This is a genomic window from Dyella acidisoli (genome assembly GCF_030160295.1).
Classification (GTDB): Bacteria; Pseudomonadota; Gammaproteobacteria; order Xanthomonadales; family Rhodanobacteraceae; genus Dyella_B; species Dyella_B acidisoli.
Genome location: NZ_BSOB01000004.1, coordinates 1 through 22,761 on the forward strand (window position 1 = coordinate 1; position 22,761 = coordinate 22,761).

A 22,761-nucleotide genomic window follows, 5' to 3' on the forward strand; every position below is an offset into this window, starting at 1 on the left:
TTCATGGACTCGCCCTCGCTCGTTACAGAACGGTGGATAGTTTTACTCTCCACCGCTGGCCCATGAGGCCTTATTTAGCGCGGGGGCGAGTCCATGTAATTACATGGGCATTTGCGCGTCCCATAAAGCACGAGTCAAGATGCGCTTTCCGGTTGGCGGGAAACTTGGGAAAGTTTCAGGGCTGGAATCCCCATTTTGTGGACATCGTTCCTAGCGTTTGTCACAGTCATCAGCATCCGTCTTCCACGCTCTTGCCCATCATCCGGTGGTGAAGCACCATCCGAATGCTTCGCATGGCTCATCTACCCAGGGGAAAGGAATATGGCGCAACCGATCGTAACTGGCTTGTCCGGAAATGAGATCTATTGCATGCAGCTGAAGGGCTTGAAACCCAGCGGCATCGTGGTGGGCAATAGCGTTCAATCGATGGGATTTCTTGGCGGCGTATCCTCAGCTTTTCGTGGCGCAATAGGAGGCGAGGTTTCTGCTGTTACCTCGATGATCCATGACGGACGCGAGGCGGCCTTCGAACGCATGGCTGACGAAGCGCGGCGCGAAGGCGTGCACGGCGTGGTCGGCGTTTCGTCCGACCTGCGCAATCTCGCGGGCAATTCCGAATTTCTTTTTGTCGGCTCGGGGGTCGTCGGCAGTACAGGCGCAAAGTCGTTTACCAGCGCAGGCGATGCTCAGGAACTCTATTGCCACATGGATGCGGGCTATCAGCCGCTCCAATTCGTGTTTGGCAACATCGCCTATTCCGTAGGCGCGGTGGGTGGAATAGTCGGCAACCTGAAAACCATGGTTCGCGGCGAAATTCGTGAGTTCAGCGACATCTTCAACGCAACCCGTCATCGCGCGTTGGATCGCCTGGTGAGTCAAGCAAGAAAAGCCGGTGCCAATGCAGTGGTCGGCGTCAGAACCAACGTCATGAAATTCGTCGGATTCCACGAGATGTATATGACGGGGACCGCGTCCTTTCATCCCGACCTGCCTGCCGAATGCAAGACCTACCCCGTTACAAGTGATTTGACGGGTGAAGAACTGTGGTCCATGACGAGCCTTGGCTACGCTCCGATCAAGCTGCTTATTTCGACCTCGGTTTATTCCTTGGGCGCTGTCGGCAGCTTGAAGGCCATGTTCAAGGGATTCGTCAAAGGCGAAATTAGCGATCTGACCACCTTGATCTATGACGCGAGAGAAAATGCCTTCGACCGTTTAAGGAAGGACGCGGCAGCGGTTCACGCTGAGGAAATCGTCGGCATCAAGACCTACATCATCGAACTCAATCCGGGACTGATCGAAATCGTTGCAGTAGGAACAGCCGTACAGAAACTATCAGGCGTCAAAGTCGCCACGCCTTCGCTCCCTGCCCAAGCCATCATTCGCGACAAGGACACCTGGCTGAGCGGTGAAAGCGGATTCGGGCTTCAGTCGACACGCGCCGGTGGCTCGGTAAGTTCGTAAGTTGGGATGAGAACCCCACCATCGCGATGTATGCATGGCAATGTTGGGGTTCTCACCCCAACCTACATTGAACTGAAGTGGGTCAGAGTGCGCTTTCCGACATTATCTGTTGGAAGTCCACGTCGCCTCTGTTTTGCCCCTGTCTTGATTCTCACTCGACTGCAAACAAAGCTCCGCTGCCGTCGCGATATACATGGACGCCGTGATCGTCGGGGACATCCGGCAGATGGAGCGGCTCATCGTTCCAGTAGTCATCTTTCGCGAATGTAGGCGATGAAAAGTCGAAGCCGTGATTGCGAGAAACGTAGAACAGTATCGTGTCGTCGTCAGTCGTGATCGTAATGCCCCAAACATCCAACCGATGACCTTCGCGCTTGCTGTTGTCATGTATGGACCAGAATTCTGGAATCAGCATGCGTGAATACTCCTCGGCTTTCGCCGTGACATCGGGAATAGTCACCCATATGTTGTAGAGCATGGGTTCGACTTCGTTGGCGCATGCTTTGCACGCTTCACGATGCTTGCACTGGACCCAGACCAATCTCTGACCGATTTGATATTCGGATCGGAAATAACCATCTTTGTCGGAATAGGTGCCGAGCAGGCCGTCAAGTCGGAGTTTTTCCATATTGAACAGCACTGAGTTCGTTAAAGAGCGGGGGTAGGTTCGCCTACTGGCAAAACTCAACCCACCCCCGTTTTTAGTTATTACCGGTGCAATCGATCAACAAGCTTATTTCAAGTCACCTAGCAGACCATTCATGCCGGGGGTAACCATCCATTCGGCAATGTCCTCGCCCAGCTCCTTATTCACACGATCAAGAACCCCGCAATTTCCCTTGAACTGACCGAAGGCGCCACCCATCGAGACGCGACGGGCCTTGAAGTTTCCGACCAATTTTCCGTCTTGATACAAACTGCCCTTTACTGACATCGATTTGTGATGCCCGATAAAGGCGTTGCCATCGGATACGGCACTGGTGATTTCCATGGTGATGACACGACCCGGAGTACTGGAGCTCAGATCGGCCATGCGCGTAACCGCCATCCCACGCTTTTGCGCATTCTCCACCACGTATTGGGACAGATTTTCGCCAAGATGGCATTCGGTTTTTACCGAGCCGGAAATCTCGGCATCTTCGTTTAAAGGTATGGCCTGCTGAATGGTCACACTGTCTGCCGCGAAAGCGGAATGACAGAAGAGCGGGAATATCACAGCCAGGAAAAGCAATTTCTTCATTTATGTCCCCTTTTTTCGAGACCGTCGTGGTCTCAAGTCCAATTGTGCCAAAACGGAACCAACTCACTCTTACCTCTATTCTGCCAAAAGGGGCTCCCAAAAGCGGCCGAAAAAAAGGCCGTGGGTAGTTAAGCCACTTTAACTACCCACGACCCCTTTTCGCGTTTGGACCGTCCTTGGAAGTGAAACCCGCTCAATCATTAGCGCCAAAACGCATTGTTGAAGTCATGTTGATACTCGTCGACTTCGTCGTTTGACCACACATGACGATCCACCTTATCAATTAGGAGGCTTGCGCCAGGGCGCTCTTCGTTAGGATAGATTTTGTCGAATATCCAGTACATTGGGTTATGTTCGTCATTGCGCCACGAAAAGACGACGGACACTCCTTCTGGCAAGTTCACAGATGAAGCAACTTGTATAGCTTCATCGGAGCTTATAACAGCTTCCTCTCTATATTTCGTAGGTACGCTTAGGGACGGAACGCGAACATCTCTTAACCGCATAACGGCCATCATCGCCTGCATTCTTCTGATATTTAGCCCAAGAAATCCGCTGTAGTCCTTGTCGATATCTACATTAAAATTGATATCGCGAATGATCTTGAAAGCATCCTCTATCACCAAGCCTTTAGTCACCCGCGGAAGATAAATATCGCAGCTTTGATAATTCATAGTAGATAACCTGGTGTTACGGAGTTTTTATGAATACTGCCTGTCCAGTCATAGACTTATCTAGAGCAGAGACAGGAACAGAATATGATGATCCAACCCCTGGTGGCCATGGATCACGGATAAATGCCATTCCGCCAGAGATCTCATCTACTACCACCGCATGAATTGAACCTGCTCCGGTCTTGACGTTGACAATTGCTGTGCTGCCAGCTGCCGTCTCGGCTGCGATGGAGTCAGCTGTTGCCCCCGTCACGAAAGACGAACTTCCTTGATAGCCCAACTGCTGAAGCCCTCCTGGGATACTAGCCAAGCTAGTGCCATCTGTATTGCTCGTTCCAATCGCTGCACGGACGTATGCTTCTGGCATATCTGAGGTAGCCGCCATCCTCACACAACCCGCGACACAAGAATTACTTTCCAATTGCCCTAGCAAAGGCCCTGTAGGCTGATAAATGCCCTTAACTACATTCGGGAACACTTGCTCTCCATTTCCCGCTATTTGACCTAATGCTGCGTCGTAAGTACTGGATGCTGCCCTCCCAACGTCTAGCAATCCACCCTCAAGCGCAGCCGGTCCGAACAACAGAATCGACTGCCCTGCCGCGTCCATATACTTGCCGTCCGCCAGCGACACGCCAATTGAACCGACCGGATTCAACTGCAGAAGTGGTTTGAGGGCCTGCAAATACGCAACTTGATTCAATTCGCTTTCAGTCAGCGTCTGCCCTTGATCTACTTTTCGATACAACGCTGCTAGCGTCGCATTGTCGCGTATCTGATCTGCAATGCTGGCATATTGATCCAAGTCAAAGCTTGCGCCTGTTTGATCTCCCAACCCATATTTGAGCGTCGTAAAGTGTGAAAGCAGGTAAGACGTCTTGTAGGGATCGGCGTAGAGATTCCAGTTAGCCTTTTCAGCGTCAGTCGCGGTGAACACCTGCTCACCATTGGGCAATGCATATTGCGATGCATTAGCAGCCAACCACGCACGCGCCTCACCATCATCCTGTCCCAGCTGCTGGGCCCATTGATTATCCACCTGCCGTAACGCCTGTTTGATTAACATCGTCTCAGCATCCGTTTGATCGATGGTCGCATCTGGATGGGCTGCGTTGTAAGCGTCGACATACTTCTTTGCGAGATCACCGACGATCAATGACAACTCCGCTGGGTGCAGCTGCCGGTTGTACTGATCGCCCTGAATGGCGGTAGCTGCGCCCGCGCCACCACCGACAGATCCGCCGATGATTGCACTACCCAGTTGCATCAGCGCCTTGCCCTCTGACGAACTTGGATCGATATGATTGCTGAGTAGGTAGTTCTGCATGGCGCCACTGGCTATCTCACCAGCGCTTGCTCCCAGCGCGCCCTGCAAAGCGTTGCCGCTACCTAACGCTGCGGTAGCCGCGCCAACCAATCCGTGTAGCAGAACCTTGTCCGCTCCCCCATCACTCCATGCCTGTAAATTTGTTTGTGCGCTGGTGATTGCAGCTTGGTCCCCACTCTTGCTTGCCTGGGCGAGATTTTCCGCTGCCTGCTTTTGCATGATGTAGGCAATATCGCCTACAGCGGTCATGCCAACCTGTCCGGCCAACATTCCCGCCTGCTGGTTCTGCGCAACCTTGTTGGGATCGAAGGTATTGGCCAGCCCATTCGCATCGCTCAAGCTGGGATTGCGGTTAAGGCCAGAGAGATCCTGTTTCGGATTGTCGCGCACAACGACCGTGCCTTGTGCGATGCCTGCCTGTGTCGTGCTGCTCTTGTTACTGTTTTGCGGAATGCCAATACCGCCGCTGAAACCACTCATGCCCGACATGCTGCCCGTGCTCATGCCACCGCCCACGCTGATGCTTTCGGCGCTCGACTTGGCTTGGTTCTGGATATTGCTGTAGGTGAGGCTGCCGGTATCGAGGATGTTCTTGTCCACACTCGCAGTGCTGGCAACCACCGCGCCTTTCAGGTTGGTGTTGCCGCCAACGAGGAGGTCGAAGCCACCGTTGCCGGCTCCGATGCCGCTCATCTGCGTCACACTGGCGTAGTTGCTGTTCGCTTTGCTCGCAGACAGATTTCCGCTGACGCCCACACCTCCGTCGCTCCAGCCATACACCAACGTGATACCACCCTGGATGCTATGACTGGCGTAATCGTTGGTGTCCTGCTCACTGGCAACGTTGAGATTGCCGCCGATGTTGGCGAGCACGGTGTTGCCAGTGGCTTGTGCACCCTTGATGGTGGTGTCGTTGCCGCTGAGCATGGTCAACGTGTTTTGTGCGCTGACGACACTATCTGTGTGCGTGGTGCCGTTGCCATGGGCGATGGCTTCGCCAGCCGCTGCACTGAGGTAAATGCCGGTGGTCTGACCAATGCTGATGCCCACTTCGCCGCTGGCGTTGTGGCTATCGTTGCTTTGGGTGTGCTGTTCGGCCTGGCTGAGCAGGTTGATGTCGTGCGTGGCAGACAAGGTGACGTTGTTGCCATTGATCTGGCTGCCAACCACATTGAGATCGCCGCCGGTGGCGGCAATGGTGACATCGCCGTTGCTGCTGATCTTGCTGCCGTAGGCCACGTCGTCGTGCGTCTTGCCGGTGGTGGTAGAGCTGCCGCCGCCAATACCGATATGCAGGCTGATGCCTGTGGACTTGCCGGCATCTTCAACCCCGCCGCCAACGCCACCGCCTGTGGCTGTGCTGCTATCCGTAAGCCCTTTTTGATAACCGCTCTGGAGAGCTCCAGGCGTATTTTCCAGCGCGTCCAGACCCGTGCCGTTCACATGCATTGCGTTGCCGGCGCCTGGCGAGAACAAGGTCTGCGCGGCCTGCATCGCGTAGAGCGCCTTCAGGCGTGAATCGCTACTGCTGCTGGTTGCGCCTTGCACATCCGCGGCCAAGGTTTGCGCCGTGCCAGCAACGCCACCACTCAGGCCTAGGCTGATGCCGCCCTGGCTTTGCTTCTGCGTCTGCGTGATGTCCTGGCTGCCCAACGCCGCATCGATCGTGACGTTCTTGCCAACGATCGTTGTAGCCGTCTGGCTGAGCACATCACTGCCTGTAATGTGCACGTTGTTGCCGGCAGTCAGTGTAACGGCACCGTCCGTGCTGCCGACCAGGCTGCCGGTGTAGCTCACTTCCTTGTCGATGCTGGTGGTCTTCTCCGACTTGTTGCCGATCAGCACGCTGAAGCCGCCGCCGTTCATCAGGCCGGTGTGACTGGTGCCGGAGGATTGGGTTTCGGTGTAGGTGTCCTGGCCTGCATTAAGCGTGAGGTTGTTGCCGGCGGCCAGCGTCACATCATGCGTGCCGGCGATCTGCACGGCGGTGCCGGTGAGATCGTGGCCGGCGGCCACGGTGACCGTGTCGCCGGACAGCGTGCTGCCGATGCTGGTGGTCTGGTTGATCGTGGTGCTGCTCTGGTTGCTGCGCCATTCCGGATCGACCGAGCCGAAACGTTTGGTGCTGTCGCTGAAGAAGTTGAAGCTGCTGTGCTGGTAGTCGTGTTCTTCGGTGTGGGTCTGCTCACCGGCGCCGAGCGTGACGTTGTTGACGGCACTGATGCTCAGCGCGTTGTTGGCGGTGAGTTGCACGGCCTGCGTGGCGAGGTTGTTGCCGGCCGCCAGCGTCACGTTGTTGCCGCTGATGCTGGTGCCGATCACATTCGAATCGCTGCTCGCGTCGTACGTGTGCGTGCTGCTGCTGGACAAGAAGCCGCTCGTCCTGGTGAGCGTATCGCGATAGCTGCTGTGATCTTCGTTCGCCGCATTGAGCGTGAGATTGTTGCCGGCCGAAAGCGCGACGTCGCCATTCGCGCTATTGAGCTGCCCCGCGGTAATCGTGAGATCGTGATTGGCCGCGACATTGATGCCGTTGCTCCCAGTGAGCGTGGTGCCGCGCACGGTCTGATCGCTCTGACCGGTGCCGACCAGCATATGGCCCTGGAAGCCTTGCGTGTTGCGCGTGACCGAATCGGTGACCGTAGTGAGCGTGGCGTCGTGGCCGGCGCCGAGGTTGATAGTGCCGCCCGTGAGTTGCGCGCCTTGGCTGATGAGGTCGTTGCCGGCGACCAGCGTTAATGCACCGCCGGCGCTGAGCGTGCTGACAGTGTGCGTGGTGGTCTCCACGCCGTTCATTAGCGTACCGACGCGGTTGGTGCTGCCGGTGGCGATCAGGCTGAGATCACGGCCGGCGAGCAGTTGCGCGTTGCCGCCTGCGCTGATCGCAGTGGCGGTGGCGGTAAGGTCGCGGCCTGCGGCAAGACTGAGATTGCCTCCGGCCTTCACCGGAGCAGTGTCCAGTTGCAGATCGCGGCCGGCGTTGATGGCCAGGCTGCCGCCCGCCGTGATGCCGCCGGGCAGTGCGGTGTTGTTGAGTGCCACCGGGCCGATCGCCGTGCTCAAACCGGGCAATGCAACAGCACCCAGGTTCTGCGCCACGCTTACGCCGCTCAGCACATCACCACCCGCAACCAGCGATACGTTGCCACCGGCCTTGATGGTGCCGCCGTTCAAGATGTTCTGCGCAGCGGTAAGGCTTAGATCGTTGCCGGCGCTGATGGTGCCGCTGTTGAGCAGGTTGCTTGCGGTGAGCTGCGCATTCTGGCTCGCCGCAATGGTGCCGTTGTTGGTGATGTCGCCGCTGGCGTTCAACACCACGTTCTTGCCGGCAATGGTTGCGCCGTTTGCGGCGAGGTTCTTCGCATCGCTCGTGCTGAGGTACACCACCGGTTCCAGCACTTGGTGGCCATCTACGTTCACGTTGACCAGCCACACGATGTCTTGCGTGAGGTTGGCCATCTGCGCGGGCGTAAGCGCTACGCCTACCGACAGGTTGAACTGCTGCGCCACCTGCACCGCGTTGTTCATCAGGTCGCGGTATTGATCCAGCGCATCGGTGTCGTCGGCGAGATAGCGGCGGCCGGTGAGATCGGTGATCTGGTCCAGCACTTGCTGTTGTTCGTAGAAACCGTCGCCCAGGCGCTGCTCGGTCTGGTGCGGATCAAGGCCGAGCTTCTGCAGCATGTAGTCGCTGCTGATGAAGGTGCTGTAGCGGGTGAACTGCGGGTTGGTTTCGATCAGGAACTCGCTGCCCGGTTGCACGTCGATGGCGTACAGGCCGGTTTGTGGCAGCTTGATCGTTGCGTTTGGGCCGACCAGCGTGCTCACAACTTGCGGTGATGCTAGCGAAGGGTGTGCACCTGTCGCTGGAGTCGAAGTGCTGTTGACGCCGGGTGTACTCGCAGCACCTGGCGCAAGGCCCTGTGCCACACCCGGTGCATTGACGGTCGAACCGGTGCCGGTACTGCGTGCGCTGGCGACGCTCAACGAGCTGCCATTCGTTTGGTTGGGGGTATTGCCCACCGCAACGCTGCCCACGCTGCCGCTGGCGCCGCTGGCACTACCTACCGTAGTCGCAGCGTTGCCACCCACAGCCTGACCCGCACTATTGCTGCCGAGGCCGATCGCGTTCTGCACAGGCTGACCGTTGGCGCCGACCGTCGTGTTGTTGATGGTCTGCGCGGTGATCGACACGGTGTTACCCGCGCTCATGACGCCCGGTGCGTCGCTGCCCGCGTTGAAAGTGATCCAGCTTGGTACCGATCCCGGTGCCAGCGAGATCGTGCTGCTGGTACTGCTGGTGCCGTAGCTCATCCACGGGCCATCAACCCATGCGCGGGGGTTCGACTGCAGTTGCTGGGTGGCGCTCTCCTCATTGATGCTGGTTTGCACCGTAGCCGTCGGCGCAAAGGCGATGTTCTGCACCGTATAAGTCGAGGTAGCACCGCCGCCAGCGTTGCCGTTCTGGCCGTTGATGGTCAGGTTGTTGCCGGCTGCGATGGTGGATTTGTCGTTGAGCACCGAGCCATTGATGGTGATGTTGCCGCCAGCAAGCAGTTTGCTCTGCGAGCTGATGGCAGCGATTTCCTGCACCGCGGTCACGGTGGAATTGAAAATGCCCTGGAACGTATTGGGTTGGCCGACACCGAACGGATAACCCGCACAACGCTGGTTATTGGTGTTGTTGTTGAGGTTGTCGCAGAACGATTTGGCCACCGCATATTCGGACGAACTGATCACCTGGTCCGGTTGCACATTGGGCACCTGGTGCGTCGGATCGGTGTCGTAATACGCATAGCGCGACAGCGTGACGCTGGTGCTGTTCTGCGCTTGCTCGGCGGCGGTCAGGTTGTACGTGGTGGTCTGGAATACGCGCCGCTGGTTGGTGAACTGCTGCGCATTCAGCGTCACGCTGCCATTGGCTTCGATGTCGCCGGAAAGATTGGTGATCGACGCGCTCAGGCCACCACTGGCATTGCCAGCCAGCGTGAGGTCGCCAGTGGTGAAGATGGTGGCGTCACGGTTGAGCAGTGCACCGCTCACGTACAGCGCGATGCTGTTGGTGGCTGCGATCAAGCCGCTCTGATAGGGATTGTTGCTGGTGCTAGTACCAAGATCCACGCCGTTGGTCAGCGAACCGGCGGTGGCGGTGATGCTGCCGCCGATGATGTTAGCGGTGTTAGTCAGCGCACCGGCGTTGAGCGTGATGCTGCTGCCATCAATATTGCCTTCGTTGCTGAGCGTGCCACCAGTACTCAGCGTGGTGCTGTTGCTATTGAGCGTGGCACCCGCGGCGTTATCGATGTTCGCCGCACTGACGGTGAGGTTGTTCGGCGCCTGTAGCGTAGCGCCCGCGGCATTGCTGAAGTTGCCGGAGACGTTGAGCGTGAGGTTGTTGTTGGCGCTTAGCTGGTTGCCGACGGCGTTGGTGTAGTTGCCACTGAGGGTCAACGTGAGATTCTGACCCGCAGCCACCTTGCCCACGCCGGTGAAACTGCCCAGGCTCAGGTTACCGCTGCCATTGGTGGCCAGCGTGCCACTTGCGTTATCCAGCGAAGCCAGTGCGAATGTGAGGTTGCCGCCGGATTGCAGCGAGCCTTGTGCATTTTCCAGGCTGGCGCTGCCGTCGTTCCAGGTGAGATCGCCGGCCGCGTATAAGGTGCCGCCAACGTTGCTCATGCTGCCAAGGCTAAGCGTAAGTGCTTGCCCGGCCACAATCTTGCCGCTGTTGTTGTTATCGAGGCTCGATGCCGACAGCGTAAACGCGCCTTGGCCGCCCAAGGTGCCACCTTCGTTCACCACGTTCTGCGCCACCGACACAGTGGTCGTGCCCTGGCCGGTATTGGCGATGCGGCCGTTGGTGTCATCCAGGCTTGCGCCGTTGAGGCTCATGCTGGCCACGCTATTGCCACTGCCCGCTTCGATCGTGCCGGCACGATTGCTGAGGGCGCCATTGCTGCCGAGGCTCAACGAGCCGAGCGCTTGCAGTGCACCACCGTCGTTGATCAGGCTGCTTTGCGCGGTAACACCGAGCGCAGTGCCGGCATAGATTTGCCCGGCATTCGTGAGGCTGCCGGCGTTGATGGTTGCCGCGCCGTTGCCGCCGATGAATCCGCTAGCACCATTGGTCAATGCGCCGTTGATGGTGAGGTTCAACGCTTGCGCGTCGGTCACCTTGATGAAGCCGCCGCTGTTGTCTAGCGCATTGGCGTTTGCCGTCAGCGCACCGCCGGATTGGATCGTGCCGCCGGCGGTGTTGGTCAGCGTCTGTGCAACGGTGAGTCCAACGTTGTTGCCGATCAGCGTGCCGTGCACGTTGCTGAAAGTGCCAGCCTTGGTGGTGACGTTGCCGGATACGCTCAGCAGGCCGCCGTCATTCGTCAGTGTGCTGTTCGTTTGTAGCGAGAGCGCGCCGTTACCCTCGACCTTGCCGTTGCCGTTCGCAAAGTTGCCGGACGTAACAACGCTGAGCGTGCCGCTGCCGGCATCCTGCAACGTGCCACCGGTGTTGTCGACGGACGCGGCGTTGATGGAGAGATTCTGCGCGTTGGTGCTGAAGGTGCCGTTGGCATTTTCGAACGCGCCGCCGAAAGTCAGATTCAGATCGCCGCTGCCGGTCTGGATCAGCGAGCCGTACTGATTGTTCAGCGCAGCCGCTTGCAGCACCAGCGTACCTGCGCTGATCTTGCCGCCTTGTGCGGCGGTCGTTCCGCCGTTGATCAAGCTGCCGGGTGTGGTGATGGTAACTGTGCTGTTGGCGGCCAAGTTGCCGCCCGCATTCGTCACATTGCCTTGGTTCGCAGTGAGCGCAATGGTGTTCGCACGCGTCTGACTGCTCGACAAGTCAATCGTGCTGCCGGTAAAGCGCAGATTGCCCGCCGCCAATGCGCGTCCGTTGTCGGCCAGGTTGCCAGTGGTCGTTACGGTGAGATCGCCGGTGTTGCCGAGCGAACCATTGCTTTGCAAGCTAGCTGCGAGTGTGCCGTTGCCACTGAGGCTGGCGGCAGTGAGCGTGGCATTGCCTGCAGCAGCAAGCGTGCCGGTGTTGCTCAGCGTACCGCCGATGTTCCAGGTTGCGTTACCCAGCGCGTAGGCAGTGCCGCCATTGCTTGCATTGCCTTGCGTGGCGACGCTGAGTGATGTGCCACTGCGCAAGCTGCCGGTGCTGACGAGACTTGCAGCGGTGAGATTGAAACCTTGTGCGCCATACACCGTACCAGCGTTGGTCAACGCTCCACCCAACTGCAGCGTGGTCAGCTGCGTGCCGTAGAGTGTGCCGGTTGCTTCATTGTCGACGACACCCGTACCGGTGATGTTGAGATTGCCGCCGCCTTGGATGATGCCGGCGTTGTCGAGCAGCGAAGACGTATCCGCACTCAAGTCACTCGCAGCGAGGATCGAACCGCCAGTCTGGTTGGTGAGCGTGGCATCGTGTTGGAAGGCGAGTGTGCCACCGGCCTGCAAGCTGCCGCTGTTGGTGACACTTGCTGCCTGCACCGTGACGTTGCTGCCACTTTGGATTTGACCGCTGTTGGTGACGCTGGCGCCGGTAAGCACGAGTGTCTGGCCGGTAACCAGTTTGCCGCTGTTGCTCAGGGTTCCCGTGCTGCCCAGTTGCGTGGCACCCGTGGCGCTCAAGGTACCCTGGTTGGTAAGCGCGCTACCGGCGATGACGAGGTTGCCGTTGTCCGCTTGCAGCGTGCCGCTGTTGCTGGCGCTGCTGTGCGCCGTGATGCTGACCGACTGCTTGGCTTCCAGCGTACCGGTGTTGGCGAAACTGTTGGCGCTGAACGATACGTCCTGACCGCTGTAGATATCGCCGCTGCTGGCAGAGCTGAAGCTGCCACCCACCTGCGCGGAAAGATTGCCACCGATGGCGTACAGCTCGCCACTGTTGCTGAAGTCGCCGCTGCTTTGCAGGCTCAGGGTTTGTTGCGCCTGGATCGCACCGCTGCTTACGACGTTGCCGTTGCTGTCGAGCGTGAGCGTGCCCGCGCTGCGCAGCGTGCCAGTGTTGTTCACGCTGCCTGCCGTGAATGTGGCAGTGCGCGTGGCGTACAGCATGCCGGCATTGGTCAGTGCCTGGATAAGGCCAAGATTGAAATCCTGGCCTGCATACATCGTCGCGCCGGCGGTATTATTGAGCGACGCCGCATGCGTCAGATCGAGATCGCTGCCCGCCTGCAGCACGCCCGCATTGCTTACGCCGCCGGTTTGGCCGAACGTAAGCGTGCCGCCCGCGATCCACTGGGCGCTGCCAGCGTTGGTCAAGGCAGTGCCAAAGAGTGCGGCATTGCCTTTCGCGTTGATGATGCCTTCGTTGCTCTGCGTGGCCGCCGACAATGTCAGATCAGCACCGCTCTGCACCTGGCCACCGGCCTGGTTGTCGAAGCCCGTCGCCGTCAGGTTGATCGCCTGTCCAGTCACCAGCACGCCGCTGTTCTGTGCGGTGCTGGTCAGCTGTGCTTGCAGGTTGTGAGAAGCACTGAGTGTTCCGGAGTTGGAAAGCGTGGTCGCGTTGAGCGTGATGTCAGACTGATCGGACTGCAGCTTGCCGCTGTTGGTGAACGCACCACCCAGCGTGAGGGTATCCGCTTGCTGCGCTTCGATGCTGCCTGCGTTGCTCAGCGAGGCTGCACTGAGCGTGATGCCTTGGCTGCCGTAGATATCGCCGCTGGTCTGACTGGTGAACGCACCCGTTAGCGTTGACGTCCATGCACCACCAAGTGCATACAGCTTGCCGCTGTTGCTCAGCGTGCCGCCGCTCAACGTCAGCGCGCTGCCCGCCTGCACAGTGCCAGCGGTAGTGAGTTGCGCTGCAGTCAGGCTCACGTTGCTGCCGGCGAGTAGTGTGCCGGTACTGCTGAGGCTGTTGCTTGCATTGAGCGTGGCGCTACCGTTGGCACCCAAGGTACCGGTGTTGCCGAGCGTGCCGGTCGCGAGCGTGAGGTTGCCCGCACTGGTCTGCATCGCGCCACTGTTGGTGAGCGATGCGGCGTACAGCATGTTCAGGTCGCCGCCGGACTGCACCACACCGGCATTGCTGACGTTGCCGGTCTGATTGAGCGCAAGTATTCCGGCGGTAATCCATTGCGCGCCACTGGCATTGGTGAATGCGGTGCCGGAGAGCGTCGCGTTGCCTTTTGCGTTGACGCTACCTTCGTTATTCAGCGTGGCGGTCGACAACGTGAAATCAGTACCGCTCTGGATTTGTCCACCGACCTGATTGTCGAACGCGGCAGACGACAGATTGATCGCTTGCCCGCTGACCAGCACGCCGCTGTTCTGTACGGCGCTGTTCACTTGCGCTTGCAGATTACCGTACGCGCTGAGCGTGCCGCTGTTGGAAAGACTGAATGCGCTGAGCGTGAGGTCGGATTGATCGGATTGCAGTTTGCCACTGTTGATCAAGGCACCGACAAGCTTGATGGCATTGCCCTGCTGCGCTTCGATGTTGCCGGCATTGGTCAACGACGCAGCATTCAACGCAAGGTTCTGGCTGCCGTACACGTCGCTGCCGCTCTGGTTGGCGAATGCGCCGCTCAGTGTGGCCGTCCACGCGCCGCCGAGTGCATAGAGCTTGCCGCTGTTGCTTAGCGTGCCGCCTTGCAAGCTCAGCGCACCGCCTGCCTGCACTGCACCGCTGGTGGTCAGTTGTGCCGAACTCAACGACACGTTGCCGCTGGCGATCGCTTTACCGGTGCTGCTCAGCGCGCTGGTTGCGCCGAGTGTCGCGTTGCCATTGGCGCTCAAGGTACCGCTGTTGCCCAGCGAATCGGCGTGGATGACGAGATCGCCGGCATCGGTCTGCAAGATGCCGCTGTTGTCGGCGTGACCGCCGGTCTGCAAGTTCGCGCCTTGCGCTGCTTCGATCGTTCCGGCATTGCCAAACGATGCGCCGCTCAGATTGATGGCGCTGCCGGCGTAGATGCTGGCCGAAGCAGCATTGTTCAGCGCACCGCTCGCCTGCGCGGTGAGTGCGCCGTTTTGCGCTTCGATCTGGCCGCTGTTGCTTAGCTGGCCGTTGGCGGACAACGTCATGGCGGAGCCGCTGTACAGCGTGCCGCTGTTGCTGAGATCCGCGCTGCTGACGTTCACTGCGCCACCGGCGGCAAGCGTGCCCTGGTTGCTCAACGATTGCGCTGCTTGCACGGTGAGGTTGCCGGTGGCGGTGGTCTTGCCGCCAAGCGTCACCTGGCCTGCGCTGGTCAGCGAAAGATCGCCGTTTTGTGCGGAGATCTGGCCCTGGCTGTTCACGCCAAGACCCGCTTCGGTGCCGATCAAACGGATGGCATTCGCATACATGCCACCGAGTGCCGATACATCCAGCGCCACCGCGGGCGTTGCGCCCGTGCCAGCAATGGATTGCGTGGCCAGCGTGGTGTAATCGATGCGATTGCTGCCGGTGATGACGTTGATCTGGTGCGCCCACACGCCGGCGTTGATTTCCACCGCGCGCGCAAGCAAGTCGACCTGATCCATCTGGCTGCCGAGCAGACCTTGCGCGTTGACCGTGATGGTGCCGCCGCTGACGTTGAAGCCGGACAAGCCGCCGTTCGCATCAAGAATCGGCACACCCGTCACCAGCGTGCCGCGCGGCGCGTTGATGAAACCGCAGCCGCCGCAGGTGATGCCGTTGGGATTGGCCACCACCACTTGCGCTGCGTGGCCTGCCACTTCCATTGCGCCGTTCAACACGCTCGGCTGCGTGGATGTGACTTCGTTGAGGATCAGCGTTGCTGACTGGCCGGGGCCAAGATTCGGATTGCCGGTGATGTAACCCGCCAGCTGCGTATTGCTGATGGCACCGCTGTTGTTGAGGATTAGCCCGTTGCTGCTGACGTTGAACTGCTGATACGTGTTGTGCGACACGCCTGCGTTGTTCGGCGCAGCGATGTTCACCACCGGCACGCCGTTGGGTGCAGCGATCACGTTGGTGTGGGTTGCGCCGTCGGGGACCGTTTGGGCATGCGCATTTGGCAGACCCAATGCGAGCGTGAGTGCTGCCCAAAGTGCTTGGCGGCGCAAAGAGTGACGCCATGCTTTTTGTTCCCTCCCCTGCGGGCAGGGGAGGGTTAGGGTGGGGTTGCTTGCGCTTGCCGCGACATGGGCATTCGTCGCAGAGCTGGGGACTTCACCCCACCCCAGCCCTCCCCTACTGCACGTAGGGGAGGGAGCAAGAATTGTGTTGTTTGTGGCGTGGCGTACAGCAGTGTCCTTCATAGCATCGATCCTCGATGTATCCCCTGCATGCCGTTACCGGCATGTCGTTCGAACTGCGACGCAACGCGTCAGTAGGTGTAGATCCATTGCATGCCGGCGGTGGGGCGCCGGACCGGGAAACCGCGTGGCGTCTGCAGCGGCCACCCGGCAAACAGATCCCAGCTCAGGCCCCAGCGCGAACCGCGCACGCCCGTCACCACGCCGCTCAGGCTATGGCTTGCATAAGTGCTCGACACGTTGCCGCCGACATGGCCCACGTCCACGCCGCCGTACAGCGACAAGCCGCTGCCGCCCACTGGCAGGTTGAGCGTGTTGCGCCAGTACGCGCCGTGGTCACCGCCTAGTACGGTGTTGCCGTCGTAGCCGCGCACGGTGTAGCGGCCGCCGAGCGTGAGGTAATCCTCGGCATAGAGACGATCGCCGGTGGCTTGTGCATGCAATTCGGACAGCCACAACCAAGGCGTAGAGAACATTTGGAACGGCGTGCTGAGGCTCGCGTCGAATACGGCGAGCCCGTAACGATTCGTCGGGCCACCGTGTTCACTGGCCTGCCATTGCCCGCCCATCCACGGCACGCCCCAGCGATAAGCCAGGCGTAGATCCAATTGTGATGAACCGATGTAGCGGCGCTGTATCAACGCGAGTTCCGCAGCGCTCACCTTGCGGCGCTGTGTCTGGATTTCCACGCTGTCGATGTAGCTGTGTTCGTGGCGCGTGGTCATCGTCAGCTGCACCGAAGTGTGGCTGTGCTGATCCCGATGCAGCAGGCGCGTGGCGCTGAAGGCGGTGCTGCTGGAGCTGCCGGTATAAGCGAAGGTTTGCAGCGAGCCGAACACCGATTGCCGGTAGGCGTAACTGTTCGCGGCGAGGCTAAAGGTCCAGTCGCCCCACGGTACGCTGTAATTGAAGTTGTTGCCGTGCGTGCCTTTTGCGTGGTCGTAATCGCCCACGCTGTGCGTGTAGCCGATGCTGAGCAGATCGTTGATGCCCAGCGGCTGATCCACCGCAAACGTCAGCCCACCTTGTTCCTTGCCGGTGTTGTACGCGCCGCTATCGTCGAGGCTGGCGATCAATCGCCAGGGCTTGCCGCGCGTGATGGTGAGCACCAGATCCGAGCTGCCCGGCTGTGTGCCGGGAGCGATATCGATCTTCGCATCTTGCGAGGGCACGCGCTTGAGCTGTTCCAGCCCTTGTTCGATGGCGCGCAGGTTCAACACATCGCCAGGACGAATCGGCAAGGCACTCTGCCAATCGGCCTTGGCCGAACCCGGCGCGAAACGCACCGCGCCCAGCGTGCCAGCAAGCAGCACCACACGCAGATGGCCGATGGCGAGGTTCTGCTCCGGAATGACCACGCGACTGGTGATGTAGCCGCGCGCCAGCAGCAAGTCGGACGTGCGATGCGCAAGCAGACGCAAACCTTCCTGGCCGATGCATTGGCTGCGATAGGCATCGAGGTACTTCTGCACGAAACCGAATTCGTGCACGTGCGCGCCTTCCAGCGCGATTGCATCGATGTGAAAGCACGGCGTTTCCGCCGGCACCGTGGTGATGTGATAGTCGGTCTGCTGACCGGTTTGCAGGCGCACGTCAGGCGCCGTGCGCAAAGCTTCGCGCTGTTGCGCCTGCTTTTGCGCTTGCTCGCGCTGTGCCTGGTCGACTGCGGTGTTTTGCGCGCGGGCCACGGGCATATGACCCGCTGCCGCGACGATCAAAGTACACGTTGCCCACGTACGCCACATCGATGTGGCACGGCGTTCGGACGAACGCCGCGTAAATCCCCTGTTTCTACCGCGCATGCCAACAACAACTCCTTGAAAAGCCGTCTCTAGCCCCTGTTCACCGCATTCCTTAGTTCCTGCGGTCTATCGACGAGCCTTGTGCTGACATGGCCGGTCGGTACGCGCTTATTGTAGCGTGACGTGTGTCTCACTCCATCAGACTTTTCCCAGCGACAGCGCAACGCAAGGTTCGCGTAGGTTGACGGTGGATCCTAACGTTTGCGGTACTGATGCATGTCATGTTGGTGTGGTAAGGCCTGCGGCGCTTTCGGCCGCTGGAACGTAGGTTGAGGTGCAAACCCCAACATCGCGATGTGTGCATGCATGGCAATGTTGGGGTTGTCATCCCAACCTGCGCATCGTGCATGACCCTATTGCGATGCGGCATGCTTGCCCTCTAGCCAACTGCTAATGTCCCTGATATAGATCGATCTAAACAGGGACATACCGCGATGTGTCGTCGCTCCTGCGCCAGCGCAGGATTCCATCACTCATATAAATACGGTTGAGCAGCATGCTTGAACGAATCCGTTTGTCCGCGCGCGCACTGCGGCGTCTTCCGAAAATCACCGCGCTGTCGCTGCTGCTGTTACCACTCGCGACCAGCGGCGCCTGGGCCCAGACCACCTCGCAAAATTTGGATAGTGGCTGGCGCTTCCGTCTGCAGGAAGGCGATGCGCATGCGAAGGAGCATCACGACGCCACGCGCTGGCATGCCGCGACGGTGCCTGGCACGGTGCAGACCGATCTGATGGCGGCCAAGCTGCTGCCGGATCCCTACTATCGTGACAACGAAGCTCGCGTGCAGTGGGTGGGCCTGTCCGACTGGCAGTACGAAACCACCTTTACGGTGGACAAAGCCACGCTCGCGCGCGACCACGTGGAACTGGTGTTCGACGGACTCGATACATTCGCGGACGTCTATCTCAACGGTCAGAAGCTGGTCTCGGCGGACAACATGTTCCGGCGTTGGCGGTTGCCGGCGAAAGCAGCGCTGCACGAAGGAAGCAATACGTTGCAGGTGCGGCTGTATTCGCCGATCAAACGCCTGCTGCCGTGGCTGCTCAAGCAGCCCTATGCGTTGCCCGGCGAATTCGATTCCGCTTTTGGTGACGAGCCCAAGGGTAAGCAGACGGCCAATTATGTGCGCAAGGCTGGCTATCAATATGGCTGGGACTGGGGCCCGCGCATCGTTACCGAGGGTATCTGGCAACCGGTGCACCTGGATAGCTGGAACAGCTTGCGCGTGGATGATTTCCATGTGCGGCAGAACTACGTGAGCAGCGAGGCGGCACAAGTAGCTGCTCAGCTGGATGTGATCGCCGACAGCAGCAAGACATTGCACGTCAGCGTGGACGCGATCGATCCGGATGGACAGACAGCGGCACACGTGGAGCAAGACGTGACGGTCGATCCCGGCAGCAATGCAGTCAGCGTGCCGTTGCGTATCGCGCATCCCAAGCGCTGGTACCCGGTCGGCTACGGCTCGCAGGACATGTATACGTTCAAGGTCAGCGTGCGCGACGGCAGCAATGAGTTGTACAACATGCAGCGCGCGACCGGTCTTCGCACTGTGGAACTCCGCCGCGAAAAGGATGCCTGGGGCCGAAGCTTCGCGTTCTTGATCAACGGTATTCCGGTGTTCGCCAAGGGCGCGGACATGATTCCGTTCGACAGCTTTCCACCGCGCGCAACCGATGCGCAAATGAAGCGTGTGCTGCAGTCGGCGCGCGACGCAAACATGAATGCGGTGCGCATTTGGGGCGGCGGTTATTACATGCCGGATTCGTTCTACGAGATGACCGATCGGCTCGGCCTGATGGTGTGGCAGGACTTCATGTTCGGCGGCGCGATTCCGCCGAGCGATACTGCTTTCGTTGAGAACACGAAACAGGAAGCCATCGAACAAGTGAAGCGCTTGCGAGATCATCCCAGCATCGTCTTGTGGTGCGGCAACAACGAAGTGCAGACCGGCTGGGATTCCTGGGGCGATCGCGTGGCGCTGAAGAAGGCGATCTCGGGCGATGAGCGCGAGAAGCTGGTGATCGGCATGGTGAACCTGTTCAGCAATACGCTTCGCAATGTGGTCACCGAATACGATCCCAGCGTGCCGTACTGGGCCAGCACGCCGAGCACGGATTACGAGGGCCCGGCGAACGTGCCGGACGATGGCGATTACCACTATTGGAACGTGTGGTCCGGCGAAGCGAAGCCGGTCACCGAATACCTCAACATTGCGCCGCGCTTTCAGTCCGAATATGGGCTGCAGTCTTTCCCTGAAATGCGCACGATCCGCGCATTTGCCGACCAGAGCGATCTGCAGCCGGAGTCGCCCGTGATGCGCGCGCATCAGAAATTCGACAGCGGCAACGGCAACAAGCGCTTGCTGTTGTACATCACGCGCAGCTATGGCGAGCCAAAGGATTTTGCTTCGTTCGTTTATCTGAGCCAAGTGATGCAGGCCGAGGGCATCCAGCTCGCCGCCGAGCATCTGCGCGCGTCGCGCCCGCAGGCAATGGGTTCGATGTATTGGCAGCTCAATGATGTATGGCCCGGAGCATCGTGGGCGAGCATCGACTACTTCGGTCGCTGGAAGGCACTGCAATACCATGCGCGGCGATTCTATGCGCCGCTAATGATCGCAGCATTACGCAACAACGGCACGACGACTGTGTCGCTGGTTTCGGATCGCACGGCGCCGGCAACGCTGCATTGGCGCATGCGCACGATGGATTTCTCCGGCAAGGTGCTGAGCGAGCATCAGGAGTCGGCCGATCTGCCTGCGCTGAGCAGCACGAAGGTGGCTGCTTATTCCGACGCGCAGTTGCTCAACGGGGCGGATACTCACACAACGTTCGCGGTGTTCGAATTGTTGGATGGCGACAAGGTCGTGTCGCGTAATCTGGTGTTCTTTGATGAAGCCAAGACGCTGGCCTTGCCTGTGCCGCAAGTCCATACCTCATTCGATGCGGGTTCGGATGGCTATACGTTGACGTTGAGCAGCGACAAGCTTGCACGCAACGTGTGGATTTCCTTCGGCGATCTGGATGCGGAGGTGTCGGACAATGCGTTTGATCTGTTGCCGGGGCAGAGTGTGACGGTGACGGTGCGTAGCAAGGTTGCGCTGGATAAGTTGAAACGGGCTTTGTTGGTGCAGGATTTGGCGGGTGTGATGGCCAAGCCGCATAGCTGATCTGCGCCACGAACTGGTCCCCTCTCCCCTCCGGGGAGAGGGCTAGGGTGAGGGGACAATCTTGCGGGAAACTTCTCCTCGCACGCAGTACAAGTAACGGTTTCAAGTAATCACAACCTTTAGCGCAAGCCCCACCCCTCACCCCAACCCTCTCCCCGGAGGGGAGAGGGAGCCGGAGCCTCGCAAGGAGATGTTTTAAGCCATGCTCACACGCCGCGATTTCCTCAAGCTTATTAGCACCGCCACCGCTGCAGGCATGGCCGGCTTCTCATTGCCGACATTGGCCAATAGTCAAGCCAGCTACACGAGCCAACGCCCTCCTCTGGCCAAACGCAAGTTCGTCAGCGAAGCCGTCGAACACCAACTTGCGAACGTCAAAGCTTCCATCGCTGATCCAAAACTTGCGTGGATGTTCGAGAACTGCTACCCCAACACGCTCGACACCACGGTGGAGCTCGGCACGCTCGACGGCAAGCCGGACACGTTCGTGATCACCGGCGATATCGATGCGATGTGGCTACGCGATTCTTCAGCCCAAGTGGTGCCCTATATTCCGCTGGCGAAGAACGACAAGGCACTGCAGCGACTGTTCCGCGGCCTGATCCGCCGCCAGGCACGCTGCATCCGCATCGACCCCTACGCCAACGCCTTCATGCCCGATCCGCATGCGCAGCCGCTGATATGGGCGCGTCACGATCTAACCGACATGAAACCCGGGGTAGGCGAGCGCAAATGGGAGATCGATTCGCTGTGCTATCCAATTCGCCTGGCGCACAGCTATTGGCAGGCGACCGGCGACACCGAGCCGTTCGATGATGATTGGCGCGAAGCCATGCATTTGGTGCTCAAAACCTTCCGCGAGCAGCAGCGCAAGCAGGATAACGGGCCTTACCACTTCCAACGCACCTCGGAGGTGCCGACGGAAACGCAGATGCTCGGCGGCTACGGCAATCCTACTCGGCCGAACGGCATGATCCATGCGATGTTCCGGCCATCAGACGATGCTTGCACGTACCCCTTGTTCGTGCCGGCCAATTTGTTTGCCGTGCTCAGCCTGCGCCAACTCGCGCAAATGAGTCGCGCATTACACAAAGATGCAGAGTTCGCCGGGGAATGCGAAGCGCTGGCGAATGAAGTGGAACAGGCCGTGCACAAAGATGGCCGTATGCACGATGCCGAAGGCCACGAGTTTTGGGCCTATGAAATTGACGGTTTCGGCAACCAGGTTTTCATGGACGACGCCAACGTGCCCAGCCTGCTCGGCCTGCCGTACCTTGGCTGCTGCGATCGCAACGATCCGCTGTATCGCCATACGCGCGAACTCGTGTGGAGCCCACGCAATCCGTATTTCTTCCGTGGCAAGGCTGCCGAAGGTATCGGCGGTCCGCATGAAGGGCTGCGCATGATCTGGCCGATGTCGATCATGATGTATGCGCAAACCAGCCGTGATGTTGCCGAGGTGCGGCAATGTTTGAAGTGGCTGCGTGATACGGATGCGGGCACCGGGTTCATCCATGAGACCTTCGATCAGGATGATCCGAAGCGCTTCACACGCAGCTGGTTTGCGTGGGCGAATACATTGTTCGGCGAGTTGATTATTGATGTGCAGCAGAGATATCCGGCTTTGCTGCGCAGCGAGCTTTGATTTTGTAGGTTGGGGTGCAAACTCCAGCATCCCCATGCTATGCCACAGACGGTGTTGGGTTTTCATCCCAACTTAGACGGCTGAGGGGCGTGGTGGTCAGCAGATTAGGTAGCGTGCTGACCGACTTCCAAGGGCTTCTGCGCGAAAGGCCTTGAATAAAAACCGGTGTCAGCCTTCTCTGGTGCATTCGCAGAATATGCATCGACCCTACACA

At 59.3% G+C, this 22,761-nt stretch carries 8 protein-coding genes; 3 read left to right on the plus strand and 5 right to left on the minus strand.

Annotated elements, in window-relative coordinates; all coding sequences use genetic code 11:
- Positions 1–321: 321 nt before the first annotated feature.
- Complete coding sequence (locus tag QQJ86_RS01030) at positions 322–1,464, plus strand: heavy metal-binding domain-containing protein (RefSeq protein ID WP_284319035.1); 1,143 nt, start codon at positions 322–324, stop codon at positions 1,462–1,464.
- A gap of 151 nt (positions 1,465–1,615) precedes the next feature.
- On the opposite strand, the gene QQJ86_RS01035 is transcribed toward QQJ86_RS01030, so the two are convergent.
- From QQJ86_RS01035 to QQJ86_RS01055, 5 genes are all read right to left on the minus strand, one after another.
- On the minus strand, positions 1,616–2,092 hold the full coding sequence (locus tag QQJ86_RS01035) for a hypothetical protein (protein ID WP_284319036.1): 477 nt from the start codon (positions 2,090–2,092) through the stop codon (positions 1,616–1,618).
- 105 nt (positions 2,093–2,197) lie between these two features.
- Positions 2,198–2,704, minus strand: coding sequence for a hypothetical protein (locus QQJ86_RS01040; RefSeq protein ID WP_284319037.1), 507 nt, complete (start codon positions 2,702–2,704; stop codon positions 2,198–2,200).
- A 200-nt stretch (positions 2,705–2,904) separates the two neighbouring features.
- The gene (locus tag QQJ86_RS01045; protein WP_284319038.1) at positions 2,905–3,378 is read right to left on the minus strand and encodes a hypothetical protein; all 474 of its coding nucleotides are present in this window, start codon (positions 3,376–3,378) and stop codon (positions 2,905–2,907) included.
- A gap of 16 nt (positions 3,379–3,394) precedes the next feature.
- Positions 3,395–15,733 carry a two-partner secretion domain-containing protein gene (locus QQJ86_RS01050; protein WP_284319039.1) on the minus strand — a complete coding sequence of 4,113 codons (12,339 nt, stop codon included), beginning with the start codon at positions 15,731–15,733 and terminating at the stop codon, positions 3,395–3,397.
- A 263-nt stretch (positions 15,734–15,996) separates the two neighbouring features.
- On the minus strand, positions 15,997–17,727 hold the full coding sequence (locus tag QQJ86_RS01055) for a ShlB/FhaC/HecB family hemolysin secretion/activation protein (protein WP_284319040.1): 1,731 nt from the start codon (positions 17,725–17,727) through the stop codon (positions 15,997–15,999).
- A gap of 496 nt (positions 17,728–18,223) precedes the next feature.
- Here QQJ86_RS01055 and QQJ86_RS01060 point away from each other — a divergent pair, with 496 nt between their 5' ends.
- Both QQJ86_RS01060 and QQJ86_RS01065 read left to right on the plus strand, forming a co-directional pair.
- Positions 18,224–20,902 (plus strand): beta-mannosidase, encoded by a 2,679-nt coding sequence (locus QQJ86_RS01060; RefSeq protein WP_284319041.1) that lies wholly within the window; start codon positions 18,224–18,226, stop codon positions 20,900–20,902.
- Positions 20,903–21,104: 202 nt separating this feature from the next.
- On the plus strand, positions 21,105–22,547 hold the full coding sequence (locus tag QQJ86_RS01065) for a glycoside hydrolase family 125 protein (protein WP_284319042.1): 1,443 nt from the start codon (positions 21,105–21,107) through the stop codon (positions 22,545–22,547).
- The last annotated feature ends 214 nt before the right edge of the window (positions 22,548–22,761 follow it).

What these genes read in the sequence shown, in the direction of transcription:
- QQJ86_RS01030 (WP_284319035.1), top strand. Translation starts at nt 322, where the DNA reads ATGGCGCAACCGATCGTAACTGGCTTGTCCGGAAATGAGATCTATTGC.
- QQJ86_RS01035 (WP_284319036.1), bottom strand. Translation starts at nt 2,092, where the DNA reads ATGGAAAAACTCCGACTTGACGGCCTGCTCGGCACCTATTCCGACAAA.
- QQJ86_RS01040 (WP_284319037.1), bottom strand. Translation starts at nt 2,704, where the DNA reads ATGAAGAAATTGCTTTTCCTGGCTGTGATATTCCCGCTCTTCTGTCAT.
- QQJ86_RS01045 (WP_284319038.1), bottom strand. Translation starts at nt 3,378, where the DNA reads ATGAATTATCAAAGCTGCGATATTTATCTTCCGCGGGTGACTAAAGGC.
- QQJ86_RS01055 (WP_284319040.1), bottom strand. Translation starts at nt 17,727, where the DNA reads ATGCGCGGTAGAAACAGGGGATTTACGCGGCGTTCGTCCGAACGCCGT.
- QQJ86_RS01060 (WP_284319041.1), top strand. Translation starts at nt 18,224, where the DNA reads ATGCTTGAACGAATCCGTTTGTCCGCGCGCGCACTGCGGCGTCTTCCG.
- QQJ86_RS01065 (WP_284319042.1), top strand. Translation starts at nt 21,105, where the DNA reads ATGCTCACACGCCGCGATTTCCTCAAGCTTATTAGCACCGCCACCGCT.